10 protein-coding genes are annotated in these 14165 nt (G+C 55.7%); 6 read left to right on the forward strand and 4 right to left on the reverse strand.

What is annotated here, in order from left to right:
* Positions 1-11 precede the first annotated feature (11 nt).
* Both LEPIL_RS01220 and LEPIL_RS01225 read left to right on the forward strand, forming a co-directional pair.
* Positions 12-1124: a sigma factor-like helix-turn-helix DNA-binding protein gene (locus LEPIL_RS01220; protein ID WP_002769144.1), complete on the forward strand. Its 1113-nt coding sequence runs from the start codon at positions 12-14 to the stop codon at positions 1122-1124.
* Positions 1125-1210: 86 nt separating this feature from the next.
* On the forward strand, positions 1211-1999 hold the full coding sequence (locus LEPIL_RS01225; protein WP_143464629.1) for a hypothetical protein: 789 nt from the start codon (positions 1211-1213) through the stop codon (positions 1997-1999).
* 36 nt (positions 2000-2035) lie between these two features.
* Here LEPIL_RS01225 and LEPIL_RS01230 read toward each other — a convergent pair whose 3' ends face one another.
* The gene (locus tag LEPIL_RS01230) at positions 2036-3508 is read right to left on the reverse strand and encodes an APC family permease (protein WP_157135007.1); all 1473 of its coding nucleotides are present in this window, start codon (positions 3506-3508) and stop codon (positions 2036-2038) included.
* Positions 3509-3855: 347 nt separating this feature from the next.
* On the opposite strand from LEPIL_RS01230, the gene LEPIL_RS01235 reads away from it, so the two are divergent.
* Positions 3856-4950 carry a hypothetical protein gene (locus LEPIL_RS01235; protein WP_143464627.1) on the forward strand — a complete coding sequence of 365 codons (1095 nt, stop codon included), beginning with the start codon at positions 3856-3858 and terminating at the stop codon, positions 4948-4950.
* 198 nt (positions 4951-5148) lie between these two features.
* On the forward strand, positions 5149-6471 hold the full coding sequence (locus tag LEPIL_RS01245) for a delta-60 repeat domain-containing protein (protein WP_002769156.1): 1323 nt from the start codon (positions 5149-5151) through the stop codon (positions 6469-6471).
* Between the two features lie 23 nt (positions 6472-6494).
* Here the strand turns inward: LEPIL_RS01245 and lepB are convergent, their stop codons facing one another.
* Both lepB and ilvN read right to left on the reverse strand, forming a co-directional pair.
* Positions 6495-7532, reverse strand: coding sequence for a signal peptidase I (gene lepB / locus LEPIL_RS01250; protein WP_002769157.1), 1038 nt, complete (start codon positions 7530-7532; stop codon positions 6495-6497).
* Entirely contained in the window at positions 7529-8008 is a 480-nt protein-coding gene (ilvN, locus tag LEPIL_RS01255) for an acetolactate synthase small subunit (protein ID WP_002769159.1), read from the reverse strand. The genes lepB and ilvN overlap by 4 nt, the downstream gene beginning before the upstream one ends.
* A 92-nt stretch (positions 8009-8100) precedes the next feature.
* Between ilvN and LEPIL_RS01260 the strand changes: the two genes are divergently transcribed.
* Both LEPIL_RS01260 and LEPIL_RS01265 read left to right on the forward strand, forming a co-directional pair.
* Positions 8101-10080: a S49 family peptidase gene (locus tag LEPIL_RS01260; protein WP_002769161.1), complete on the forward strand. Its 1980-nt coding sequence runs from the start codon at positions 8101-8103 to the stop codon at positions 10078-10080.
* Entirely contained in the window at positions 10080-11183 is a 1104-nt protein-coding gene (locus LEPIL_RS01265; RefSeq protein WP_002769163.1) for an FAD:protein FMN transferase, read from the forward strand. Before LEPIL_RS01260 ends, LEPIL_RS01265 begins: the two co-directional genes overlap by 1 nt.
* On the opposite strand, the gene LEPIL_RS01270 is transcribed toward LEPIL_RS01265, so the two are convergent.
* Positions 11180-14128: a BamA/TamA family outer membrane protein gene (locus LEPIL_RS01270; RefSeq protein ID WP_169314786.1), complete on the reverse strand. Its 2949-nt coding sequence runs from the start codon at positions 14126-14128 to the stop codon at positions 11180-11182. The two genes, LEPIL_RS01265 and LEPIL_RS01270, sit on opposite strands and share 4 nt — an antisense overlap.
* Between the last annotated feature and the right edge of the window lie 37 nt (positions 14129-14165).

Below are 14165 nucleotides of genomic sequence, written 5' to 3' on the forward strand. Positions count from 1 at the left end.
TGAGGTCGGACATGAAAACAGTTTCGAAAAAAAGGCTTACGATCGGCGAAGTATTCTCAGAGCGCCGCTTTCTGCTTCTGCGGGAGTTCGCCCACAAGAAAGGACTCGTCTATCTGGACGAGTTGAAGCGTGAGATGCAGACGCTTAAGAATATTCGCGGCATCGGCGAAAAAAAATATGAGACCATCCTTGAAAAGCTGAAGAATCCGGCAGCTCCCTCGCATTACGAGAGCTATGGATCACGCCAGGGTCGCACAATCGATCCGAATATGGCAATCAGCCGCGCCTTCAAGGGGTCCTACAGAGTATTCATCGACTACGCTACGAAAAAAGGGTATAAGACGATTGCCGATCTGAAAGGTATCAGCCTGGACGAGATCCGTTCCGTGAACTGGCCGGGCAATGCGATCTATAAATCCTTCCTGAGAAAGCTGGAGCGCTACGGCGTTCGCCCTGTCGACTATCGCGGTAAACTCGACATCGACAGGCACGGCATGGGCATTCTCACCGACGACGTTAAGTTGAACAAGGCCTATCAGAACGCTAAAGTAGCGAATCTGCGTGAGTTCCTTCAGCTTGGTGAAGAAGGTCGCCTTGCGATCAAGAACTACGGTGAGATCAGCGAGAACCTGCTTCGCGATCTGCTGCTCGATCATGAGATCGATCCCGAGCAGTTCGAGAACACCCGCGGAAGCCGCTTTCCCGAGCGTGATATGAAGCTGAAGCCCGATGATATTCTGGGCCGCATGAAAACGCTGCTTTCTCAGCGAGAGTATATGATCCTCGTGCATCGCGGCATCAAGAAGCAAACGCTCGAAAGCGTCGGCTCTGAATTGAATCTGACTCGCGAACGTATTCGCCAGATCGAAAAAAAGGCCGTCCTGCGCACAAACATCTATCTGGGGCCGATCATCCAGCAGTTCGCCGATCGCATCCATGAGAAGGTGGCGAAGGCCGGCGGTCGCGATACGATCAAGAGCCTGTGCCGTCAGCTCAACGCAAAAGAAGATAGCATCAGCCTGATCGCCTATCTTGCCGGCTACCGAGATCTGCGTATCGACGGTCAGTATATCTACATCGACATGACAAGGTCGCGTAACTGGCGTAACGGCCGGTCCGCCTGATACTGCGCTTTCCGTAAAAGATGAAAGGCCCGCGAAAGCGGGTCTTTTTTTATTGTCAGAGCGCAAGCAGCCGGCAGCCTCTGACCGTGCGCACCCTGATGCTCTCGCTCTTCTTGCTCCTTTTACTCCTGGCCGTGCGCTGTTCGGCCGAACAGGCCTTCTTTCTTCGCAGCGAGTCGATGACCGACGGCCGCGTGCTGGTTCATAGCTTCAAGACCGACAGTATGAGCGGCGCCTATCTGATGGGTCGGTTTGACCGTGATCTTCCCGGTCTTTTTCCCTTAGAGCTGCGCATTCAGGCGCATAGGGATATCGTCATCCGCCCCGAGGCCATTCGCCTGCAAAAGAGCGGCGTCGCTGTGCCCGCCCTTCGTCCGAAGGAGATCTGGGCGTCGTACCGCATGAACTCGCTCGACGACTATCCTTTTGTATTCCGAATGATTCTCGACCGACCGGCCTTTGCGATCGCCCCCTCGCCTGCCTGGATTCACGAACAGAGCATGCTCGACACGGCCTCCCCGCAGCAGCGGCGCATCCGATACGAAAGCATGGCGACACGGGTGGATAACGCCTTCACGGCGACGCCCATCAAACGATTTGAGACGCGCGTGATCACGCTTCTTTTCCCTCTGCCTGTGCCCGATCCAAAAACCCCTTATAGCATTGTCGATGAATCGAAACAACTGCCTTCGGTCACGTTTTATTATGAAAGGCACGATACGGAGCCACTGTATGACGCGGCAAAAGCACAGGCCGTCGATACCTTCTTAAAAGAGCGACGCCGGCTTTACGAACGGGATCTGCGCGATCTATTCGACGAGCATGAGCAGCTGCACGATCACGAGACGCTGCGACCAAAAGAAAAGGGACGGTAATCCGCCCCTTTCTGCATTTCGACCTTGCTCAGATCTTCAGTTCTGCGAGGCGTCCGTTCCGTTTGTGCCGTTCGTACCAAACGGCCGGTTCAGAAGAGAGGCATGAAAATCCTTCTTCGAAAGGCCGCGGTGCACGACGCGCATCCACAAAAAGTAGACCGGCACACCGAGCAGGATCACAAGCAGCGCTACGCCCGCCTCGATGGGGCGACCGATGACGCTGGTGATGATCGTGATGACCGTAAAGAGGATGAAGATCACCGGAAAAAGCGGATACAGCGGCGTACGATACGGGCCTTTAATATCGGGACGTTTATGCCTGAGCAACATTAATCCGGCGATCGCCACAAGAGGAAAGATCGAAAGAGCGATACCCATGTAGGTCTGGATCTGCTCGTAGGTGCCCGAGGCGATATAGAGAATGGAAAGCATGCCCTGAATGACGAACGACATGACAGGCGTGTGAAACTTCGGATGCACCTCGGCGGCGATCTTGAAGAACAGACGGTCGCGAGCCATCGCAAAATAAACTCGCGGCCCGATCATGATCGTCGCCGAAACGGTTGAAAGCAGCATGAAGAAGAAAGCGACATTAAAGAAGGTCGTGATCTTAGAGCCAAAAAGGTGTGAGGCCGAAAGATGAGCGACGGCCTTCTCGCCGGCAAGCTCAGAAGCGGGAACGGCCAGGTAATACAGCACGTTCAATAGAATATAGAGCACCATCGTGATAATCGTTCCACCGATCAGCGCTATGGGTAGGTTGCGCTCGGGATTGCGAATCTCTTCGGCAAGATAGGTCGCACCGTTCCAGCCGCTGTAGGCAAACATCACAAAGAGAAGGCCGAGGCCGACGCCGCCCCATTGAATGCCCTTGCCTTCGAAGTGACCGGGCATCGGCAGTTCCGGAGCCGAAACGGCAACGTAGAAACCGGCCGCCATAAAGACAAGAACAAGGCCGACCTTTACCACGGTGAGGATGTTCTGCACCACTCCGCCTTTCTTCACATGCATGACGTGAATGGCGGTGAAAAGCACGATTAACAGGGAGGCTAAGACCTTGCGTCCTGTAGCCGAATCAAGCGTTGAAGCAAAGATCGTTCCAGGAAGCATGAGATCAACGGCAGGCTTCAGATAGTCGGCAGATAAGAGAGCGGCAGAGGCGGCCGGCGCGGAAAAGGCGACGGCGAAAGAAACCCATCCGGTCAGGAACGAAGGAAGAAGGCCGAAGATGTTTTTTAAATACACATACTCGCCGCCGGCATGCGGCATAAGCGTCGAGAGCTCGGCATAGCAGAGAGCGCCCGAAAGAGCGACGATACCGCCAAGAGCCCACAGTGCGATGACCATATACGGATCACCGACGGCCGACTGAATGATACCGGTGTTTCCAAAGATACCGGAACCGATCATGCTCGCCATCACGACGAACGTTGCCGTCCAGACGCCAAGCTGTCGTGTAAGCGTATGTTTTTCTTGCGAAGCGGATTCGCCGTGCCGGACTGTTTCCAAAGAAATGTTTTCCTGTGAGACGTTTTTCTGAGATGCTGAGCTCATAAGAGAGATAGAGGAACCTGTGAGATAGTATCGGCGCCATCGGTCGATGGCATTCGGCCAGAATCCCTCTGCTTCACGCACGAGCAATTTTTTATTGACCCCGGGGCTCTTTTTTTGATCCTCTTCCTGCCCCGGATCAGAGATCAAACCTACCAGCCGTCGGGCATAAAAGTAAAACCATGATGAATCAAAGATTTCGTAACACTCTTATTCTTACGCTTTTCGCACTCCTTCTGAGTGTGTGCAGCGGCGAGACAACATCCTCTCCGAAAACGCCCGCCTCTCCTGCCGGGAAGCATTTCGTGAACACCACCGAGATCGCATCCGATCCCGATCTCGATGCCATGGCCCGCATTATGGCCGGACTGGAGCCCGCATCGTCCGCTCCTGAGGCCTGGAAGACGATCGCCGCATCGGCCGCTTTTGCCGCTCATAAACAACAGCTGGGCGCCTCTTTTTCACGAGCCGAGAAAAGCCGTCTTTCCATCATGAAGCAGTGGAGCGCCGAAGAGCTGGCCGACGTATGCAAAGAGGCGAATGATCTTTTTTATCCGTTCAGCGGCCCCGATATCATGACGGCGCATGCGATCTTTCCCTGCGCTAAAGACTATATCATGATCGGCCTTGAGCCGGCCGGCATTCCGCCCGCTCTTGGCAATATGAACGAGGCCGTGCGTGCCCGTTATTTTGCCGCCGTGCGCAATTCGCTGGGAAGCATCTTAAACTATTCTTTTTTCAGAACGAACGACATGCGCGATGACTTTCGCGGAGTACTCGACGGACTGACTCCGATTCTTATGGTCTTCCTTGCTCGCGAAGGCAACGAGCTTGTTGCGGCCCGCGTTGCGACGATGCTACCCGATGGAACGATCAGCGAACGCGATCCGAAGAAGGCGCCTTCGGCCGAGGAACGCAAAGCCGAAGCGACGGGCGTTCCGGGCATCCGCTTCTACTTCAAAGATGTGAAAGACGGACGTCTGAAAACCGTTACCTACTTCTCGGTCGATATCTCTGATACGGGCCTTGCAAACAGAGCCTTCTTTCTCGAAACGATCGGCCGCACGGGCACCTATACGACTTACCTGAAATCTGCTTCTTATCTCATGCATCGCGATTCCTTCTCGAAGATCCGCAGCTTCATCCTGGATAACAGCGATCATGTCATCCAGGACGATTCGGGCATGCCGCTTGCTTTTTTTCCCGAGGCAAAATGGAACCGCTCGTTCTATGGCATGTACACGCAGCCCATTCCGCTTTTTGCAAGCCGCTATCAGCCCGATCTGCGCGCCATCTACAAAGATCCGGTAAAAAACGGCGTGAAGAAGCTTCCGTTTGGAACGGGTTATAACTTCAAAGAAGGCGACTCGCATCTGCTTGTGGCCCGCAAGAAGAAGTAACCGCTTCCTGCGCTATGCGAAAAGGCCGGCCCGTTGCCGGCCTTTTTTTATTTCAGGGAACCCGGCCGCCGACCCTACAACGAGTTCGGGCAGAGAAGTAAGGATAATGGCGTTAGCGTCAGAGCAGCCCCATTCCCCAAAAAATACTCCCTGACCGAAATTAATTGAAAATTTTGAACCAACTCCGGTCATAGTAATATGAAAGGCAGAGCCGCCCCTCTCCTGCTCTTTGCTCTTCTGCCGGCTGCCTGCCTGCGGGGCCCTCTTCACGCTCCCGATGACAGTATCTTTTCGCTCTTCAACCTGAATGCCTTTTTCTCCAGCGGATCAACGGGGCAGCTCGATACCAGCTTCGGCGGATCAGGGGCGGCGATTTTCGATAGCGGATTCACAGACAACTGTCTGGACATCGCTCTTTTAAGCGATGACAGCGTCGTCACGACCGGCGTCTCTTTTAACGGAGCAGTGAACGAGCTGATCGCCTCTCGCTACAGCGCCGGCGGCCTGCCCGTTCTTTCGTTTGGAACATCAGGCACCTTTCACTATAACACCGGAAGCAATACAGGCGGAATCAAAATCCGTCGTATCGCCGCAGATCAGCTGATCCTTGCCGGCTACACGACAAATGCCGGTACCGATACGCTGCTCTTAAAAATCGACGCCTCGGGTAACCTTGATCCGGGCTTTGGAACGGCCGGTGTCTCCGTTTTCGATCTACTCACTCCCGACGACTCGACAAGCGACCTTGTCATCGACCATGCCGGTCGTCCGGTACTTTCGCTTTCTACAGGCGATCAGTTCTTCATGGCCGCACGGTTCACGGCAAGCGGCGCCCTTGATACGGCCTTTAACGGAACCGGCATAGTACAAACGCCGCTGCCATCGGGACAGGCCGACGCCTATGCCATTGCCGTCGACGCCTCTAACCGCGTCATTGCAGGCGGATACGATTACGGAGGAGCAGGCACGTATCCGTCTACGGTGATCCGTTATACATCGGTGGGCGCGCTTGATACGGCGTTCGCCGGAACGGGAATCGTCCAGACCGACCTGAGCGCAACGGTGGGCGATGCGTTCTATTCGGTGATCGTTCAGCCTGACGGTAAGATCGTCGCCGCCGGTTACGCCAATGTCGCGGCAGGTAGCGACGCCCTCGCCGTTGTGCGTTATCTGAGCAACGGATCGCTTGATGCGAGCTTTGGAACGGGCGGGATCGTGCTTATTGATGTGACTGCAGGCCCCGACAGTCTACGATCCGTCATCCTGCAACCCGACGGCAAGAACGTCGCAGCGGGAACGGCCGATGCAGGAAGCGCCGGCTCCGATATGGTCGTCGTGCGTCTTCATCCGGGCGGCACCCTTGACACGACGTTCGGCGGAACGGGCGTCGTTCTTATCGATATCTACGGAGCCACGGACTATGGCTCCCGTGTTCTGCTGCAGAGCGACGGAGCGATTCTCGTGGCAGGTACTGCGAGTAACGGGGCGAATAACGACGCGGCTATCGTGAGGCTGAGGTAACGGAGCGCTGCTCGCATCGCCCTTCAATCAACGACGATGCCGATACGATCCCACCGAATCTTCATGCGCTTCCACTTTGCCAGCCCGGTAGTTGTGGCCGATCCCTGTCCTTGAGAATCCTGGAGATGAGCGCTATCGATCTTTCGCTTATGGCGCAGATCGTCCTGCCAATCTATAGAGAAATAATGGAACATGTATTCATGGGTTATCCTGTCCGCCGATACCGGACCGAGATACCGAGAGTCCTTTGAATCATCACGGTTATCTCCCATCAAGAAATACTGATCGGGCCCGAGAACGAAGGTATTCGCTACAAACTGACCAGCATCTTCAGCGCCTTCTTGAATCCAGTATTTCTTTTCACCAGAACCCTCCTGATATAGAGTAAAAGGCTCATCCACTCGTCGCACGACAGCGTGCGACGTTTTCTCATCGAGGATGCTCTGTCCGTTTACGAATACGTTCAAGACCGATCCGTTCTCTGTGTTTTTCTCTCGTAACACCACGGTATCGCCCGGAATGCCAATGATACGCTTAAGCCATTTGCGCTCAGGACCGTTTTCTTCAACATGTTGCCAGACGACGAGCTTTCCGCGCGCTTTCTGGTCCTCGTTCATTATTCGCCTGACGTAAATATAATCCCCCCCAAACAGAGTCGGTTCCATCGAAGAGCTGACAATATTATGGGCAGACGCTACATTCTTTTCGGTGAAGAGATCAAACGGATAACCTCCAGCAGCCTTTAGAATGAAGACAAGAGGAACGACCCATAAGGCATGCGGCAGACGAAAGAATCGATTGTCTGACGCCGGCCGGCCTCCAACAATCATCGTATCAAGCATTATTAAGGCGTATAAAGCGAATACGGTCAGAAAAAAAGTGGCTGCAGCACCTATCCCGCCCAGAAGCAGGTGAGACAGCATCAGTCCCCCTCTCAACAGCGACACCAAGAACAGGCTGACGAGAGCCATCAGGAAAAAGCGACGTGGCTGCTTCAGGTAGTAATATCCAAACGGAAACAGCAGCAGGTTCAGGGCTACCGCTATGATCTTGCGCTTCACTCCGCCGCCAGCGGAAGGGCAATCTGACCTGTGCGGGCGACCTCGATGATGCCGTATTGTTCGAGAATGGTCATGAGGCCGTTGATCTGACGCGGGTTGCCCTGCACGTCGATGAGAAGGCTGTCGGCCGTGATCTCCTGAACGCGACCGTGAAAGATCTCGACGATGCCGAAAAGCTCGGATCGGTTGCCGGCCGTGCATTTGACGCGCACAAGCACGACCTCGCGCACGATGGACTGATTCCAGGCAAGCAGGCGCACGTCGATAACGTCGGCCAGTTTGAGCATCTGCCCCTGAAGCTGTTTCGCGGTCTTCTCGTCGCCTTTGACGACAAGCGTGATGACCGAGACGTCGGGGTCCTGCGTCACACCGACGGCGATAGAATCAATGTTGAATCCCCTTCTCGTAAAAAGGCCCGAGACGTGACTCATGACGCCGGGTCGGTTGCGAACGTTGATGGACAGGATATGCTTCACGGGTGTTTCCTCGAAACCAGGTGACTTCTCAGGGGCGACCGGTCAATGGAATTTCACTTTCCTCTTATCGCCGTCGTCAATTCTCTGCTCACATGCTCCGACTCTTCTTCGCCCTGCTCTTTCTTCCGCTGCGCCTCATCGTTTTCGCCTTCTACAGGCTCACGCTCTTGAAAAGGCGCTCGATCCTGCATCTGCACGTTCCGGATCGCTTCACGCTCTTCGAGTCGTCAGGCTGGATGAGCCGCTTCGTCGGACAGGAGAAACAGGGCATCACCTACTTCCCTTTCCTCTTTCTTTTACGCCGCATTCGTAAATCGAAGGATCTACAGCAGCTGATCCTTGAGATTCCGCCGGGCTTCGAGTCGGCCCTGAACTGGAGCCAGATCTTCGACATCGCCGCCGAGCTCGACCGTATTCGGCAGGCGGGCATTCGTATCGTCGCCCACGCCTCAGGCGGAGGCCTGCAGACCCTGCTGCTTCTTTCGCGCGCCGATCTGCGCCTCATCGCGCCGGGCGTGATGTTTCTGACCGCCCTTCCGCATCGCGAGTCGTTCTATTATGCCGGCCTGCTCGATCAGATCGGATTGCAGATCGAGGTCTATCATGCGGGCAAGTTCAAGAGCGCCGGCGAATCCCTTTCGCGCACGGGCAGCTCGTCAGCGGCGCGGGAGAATATGACGACTCTGCTCGAACGTATGCGCGCTCTCATTCTCGAACGTTTTGAACAGACGCCGGCGCTTGACCCGGCATCCTATACTCGGTTCAAGAGACTGCTTCTTTCACAATCCATCTGCAACGCTGAAGATCTTCTTAACTCGTCTTTCGTTAATGCCGTAGTCGAAAGCCGACGCCTGCTCGCCTATATTGCGACGGGCCGAACGGAGCAGCCTCGTCTTGAGCATAGATTCATCGGCCCGGGAGATGAGAAGCCGGCGCCGTTAGTCGAAGACGATCATACCGCAGATCTGACGCTTTTTGAAAAACGCACGATGGATGCAGGATTGTTTCTGAAAAGAGAGCGTCGACGTCTCTATCGTCCCTTTCGCCTGAAAAGGCCGCCGTCTATCGCCATCACCACGCTGCACGGCACGATCGTGCAGGGACGCACGGGCGATTCCGCGCGGGCCGGCAGCGTCGTCGCACAGGCATGGAAAGAGCTCTTTCGCGAGCTTGAAGAAGGGCCGGATCGCGCCGTCATCCTCTACGTCGACAGTCCGGGCGGTCTGAGCGACGCCAGCGAACAGCTCTATCAACAGATTCGCGATCTTTCGCGTGTGAAGCCCGTCTTCGCCTACTTCGGAGGCGTGGCCGCATCGGGCGGCTACTATCTGGCCTGTGCGGCCAATCGAATCCATGCCTCGCCCGTATCGTTAACAGGCTCGATCGGCGTTATCCGCTTTCGGCCGCAGGCCTCGGCTCTTTTGAAGAAGCTACAGATCCGCTCGGAGCGGCTCCTGTTCGACGATACGACCGATCTACTTTCGCCGACGGCAAAACCCGGCCGAAAGTCGCGCAAGCTGCTTGAGGCGTCGACGGCTTCGGCCTACATGGATTTTATGAAGCGCGTCGCCGAGGGTCGCGGCCTTTCCGCTGAGAAGGTTCTGGCCGCCGCCGGAGGTCGCGTTTACGTCGCCGACGAGCTGAAAGGATCGGGACTGATCGATTCTACGACCGATCTCATCTCTCTGATCGAGTCGTTTCGTAAAGAGAGCGGCATGAAAGAAGAGCAGCCTCTGGACGTTCGGTTGCTTCCCGAGCTTCAGATCGATCTGAGGGCGATGATTCGCTCAGGACTTCCGTTAACCGAATCCCACATCGCCGGGTTAAGCGGTCTCTTGAACCTGGTGCCCGGAGCCGGGACGTTGCTGAAACAGCTCATCGCTTCACCCGGCGAGATCGTGCATGCGATGGTTTCGGGTTTGCCGATGATGCTGGCCCCCTCCGTTTCGACATGCATGCACGAAACGGACGCACCTCAGCTCACACAGCAGAGTGGTCCGCGACGTAGTAACCCGGTAGGCAGGGCCTTACATCTTTTTGCGCGCCTCTTTGAGCGGCGTTATCCGTTTTGATGCGCCGCCTTGCCTTATTACCTCTGCTGGCGGCCTGTATCGCCTGCCATAGCGCCCCCGACGCCGGGCCCGAAGCTACCGATCCTGCCCCGGTGCACGAATCTCCCGGCATTTCGCAGGGCCGCGCATGGGGCACATCATGGTTTCTCGTCATCGACGATACGGTCGAGAAACAGAGAGAGGCCGAAGCGGCGGTAACGAGACGCATTGCACTGTTCACGCAGGTTTTCTCTACCTACGAGACAGAGAGCGAGATCCAGCGCCTGAACCGCCTGGCGATCGGTGAAGCGGCCTCTGTATCAGGGCCCATGCAGGATGCACTACACCTTTCGCGCGATCTCTGCGAGAAAAGCCACGGAGCCTTCTGGCCGTCTCTCGGCGATCTGATGATACGAGAAGGCTTTGAGCCCGATGCTCTGTCTACGACACGGCAAAAGACCGAACTCGATCGGCTTGATAAACCCGGGCCGGCCTCCTCCGCTCACCTGACTCGTCGAGATTGCACGACGATCGACATAAGAGGCTCCACATTCCGGCGTCGCACCACAGGGCGACTGAATCTGAATGCCGTCGCCGAAGGCCTTCTTCTTGATGCCGTGTACGCGGATCTACAGAAGGCCGGAATATCACGCTTCCTCTTTGAATTCGGAGGTGAGATGATCGCCGGCGCAGGCCCGGTTTCCAGAACAAAGGTTAACCAGAAATGGAAGGCCGCCATCGAATTGCTGGAAAGCGAAGAAACGGACCGGACGGAGCAGGAAAACGGTATTGAATCAGGCGGCACAGGCGATTTGTATGTTTTCTATTTTGAAAAGGCCGCCCTCTCTTCGTCGGGCACCTATCGTAACCGAAGAAACGGAAGATCCCACCTCATCAATCGCAACAATCGGGGCATTCCCGAGCTCAAGGCGGCCTCGGTTCTATGCACGGGGGAGCGAGGCGGCGCCCTTGCCGACGGGCTGGCCACGACGGCCTCCCTGCTAACGCTTGCGGAGGCGAAGCAGATCCTCGCAGAGTATGCACAGTGCGCTCTCTATTATCAGGCCGAAACGACAGAGGGCATCATATCCTATCGCTCGCCGCACTGGCCCGAGCGCCATTAAAACTGTACGCCAACAGAGAAACGTCCCTGCCACTGTGAGAACGGCAACGTGCGACGACCATCATAAGGAGAGGCCCATTCGATCTTCATAAGGGCGCCGGGCATGAGAAACCACAAAAAGTTCGCCCAGTGCAGACCGACGCCGACCGAGGCGCGCAGGTCGCGGGTACGTCCGTTCTGCCATCCCTGAAAGGTATCGGGATCATCGAAGGCGGCGCCGGCATCCATAAAGATCGAACTGCGAATGAGGCCCGGCGACCAGCGTGTGGGCACGCCGAAGACGAGCTGCTCGATAAAGGTAAAGCGATACTCCAGGTTAACGACGCCCGCATAACGTCCTTCGAATTCCTGAAAGTCATAGCCGCGCACCGTGTAATAACCGCCGATACGATACGGATAATCCTTTGCGTCGGCTCCGGTGGCGGCCACGGCAAGGGCGCGAAAGGCGAAGATGGAGTCGTTCTCGAATAGATGATACAGGCGATATTCAAGCAGATGCTGATAGAGCTCACGCTCCCTGCCCGACGTTCGCAGCGGCGCCTCGGTCATGATCATAAAGGCCTGGCCGTCCAGAGGGCCATACAGAGAATATACCGTCGAATCATAGAGATAACGCAGTCGCACGCTCTGTCGATTTTTATAGACGTCCTGTCGCTGGTCCTCTTCGGGATACACAGACCTGTAAGTAAACTCATCGCGGCCCGTCTCGACGCTGAGCTGCACCGATCCGAAAGAATGCAGACGCGCTTCAAGCCATCCGATCATGCCCGTCGTCTGTAGCGTGCTCAGGCGATAAAACGGGTTATAGATGATGTTATTCAACGAGAAGTCCATCGGATTGAAGATGGCGAAGACGCCGCTGTAGCTGTAAACGCCGGCACCGGCCTCCACCCTGTAACGTCGGTAGTGATACCGCAGCTCTCCATTCATATACACGGGCTTTTCCTGATACGACAGGAAGGCCTCCAGTTCATGATCTCCCTTCAGATCCTGAAAGGCGGCATACCCGAGAAAGGCAACGGCCGAATTCCCCTCCCCGTCGCTTGCTCCCGTTACGAAAATAAACGGATAGCCCGTCATCTTCAACCACGGCTGGTACGGGCGGTTGTAATCGACGATCGAATACGGTGTGGCAAACGGCGATACGGGTAACGGCGGTGAATCGAGCTCGGTTGATACGAGGCCCGCTGTGCTGACGGCAGGCAGTCGCTTCTCTTCGGGATCGGCTCCGCCATAGCGACGATAGAAGGCCGCATCGACTGCCGGAGCGGCCATACGATAGATCTCGATCGCTCCTTCTTCGCGACGCGAAAAGACGACCGACTCGCCCCGCTGTGAAGAAACATCGATCTGTAAAAGGTCGATATTCGAAGCGGTTAACGCCTCAACGTTCTCGCTGCCCGTCTTACCGTCCCTCGTTGCCGTACCACGCAGTCTGTACAGATTGCGCACGCCCTGATGATCTGATATAAAAAGTACGCTGCCGTCGGTTCCGTGCGAGGGCATCTCCTGACGCCCAGGCATGGCAAGCAATCGTCGAATATTGCCCGATTGCAGATCGACGCGAAAAAGATCCATATCAGGCTCGATGGCATCTCCGTTACCGCATGAGGCGTAGTCGACGAACAGTCCATCGGGCGTGAAGGAGGGCGTGCTTTCGCGACACAGATCGTCTGTGAGCGAGCGTATCGAGCCGGAGTCTACGTCCATCACGAAAAGCTCGGTGCGTCCTCTGATCGAACCTACGAAAGCGATACGGCTGCCGTCGGGCGAATAGACCGGATCTGAGATGACATCGACAGGCGGAGTGTATAACCGCTCCAGAGATCCGTCACTTATGTCGACGACGGCCAGGGCCTGACTGCCGCGGTTTCGCGTACCAAAAAGCAATCTTGTACCGTCGGGATGAAACGAGAGCCGCGTCGTAAACGGCTGCCATTCTTCGTAGTCGGCCGACTTGAGAAAACGCAGCAGCAATCGTTTTTCGGATTGCTCATCCTCCGATATGCCCGGCCCCGGCAGCCTGCGAATCACGATGGCCGGGAAGATACTGCGATAGGTAAGGAAGGCGACGGTGCGCCCGTCCGGAGAAAGAGCCGGCTTATAATGAAATCCGTTTCGATCAAGATAACGAAAGCTCACCTTCTGATAACGCAGGGATGCTTCGTCATAGGCCTTCGCTTTCGCATATGTGCGCTCCAGATGCAGGCGGTATTCGACGCCGAACTCAAAGAAGTTCATGCCGAACGTAGAACGAAAGGCCTTATCGAGATGACGCAGAGCGGCCATCTCGCGTAACAGCATACCGATGCGCTCCGGCCCCCATCGGATCGCGATGAAATGCATGATGGACTGCCCGCCCGGATAATTCATGTAGCCGCCACCTGCAAACTGCAGATCAAACAGATCGGGCATGCGCGAATAAACCATGAGATCCCTTACAACGGAGTCCATGCCCTGCGTGCCGTTGCTCAGATACTCGGCCATGCCTTCCATCAGCCACAATGGATACGCTCCGTAGTTGCCGCCCAGCATATCGAATTGATAGGCGTGAACGATTTCGTGCGCAAGCACATGCCGCAGAGCTTCAAGATCTCCGTTGACGGGAAGAACGACACGTCTCTCAAAAAAATCCGTGAATCCGCCCGTGCCTTCGTCGATGGCATAAGGCAGTATGTTCGTTGCCTGGAAATCCTGAAATGACGGGTAAAGAAAAACGGGAACGCGACGGCTCAGGTTATGACGCAGAACGCCCTGCAGTCGATCGGCCGTCTTTTCAGAGATATCGGCGGCAATACGCGCAACATTTAAATAGCCTTCCGGATAATGGATGAAGAAACGATCGGTACGCAACGTCTTCCATTCGTAATGGCGGGATGGTACCTTGTGCTGAGCCAGAAGCGCGGCTGGAAAACAGAGAGGCAGGATCAGAATCAGCTTTCGCACGAATACGGCAAATGTGTTGACCTTGCAGGGCATGAGA

This window comes from Leptonema illini DSM 21528 (genome assembly GCF_000243335.1).
GTDB classification, from domain to species: Bacteria; Spirochaetota; Leptospiria; order Leptospirales; family Leptonemataceae; genus Leptonema; species Leptonema illini.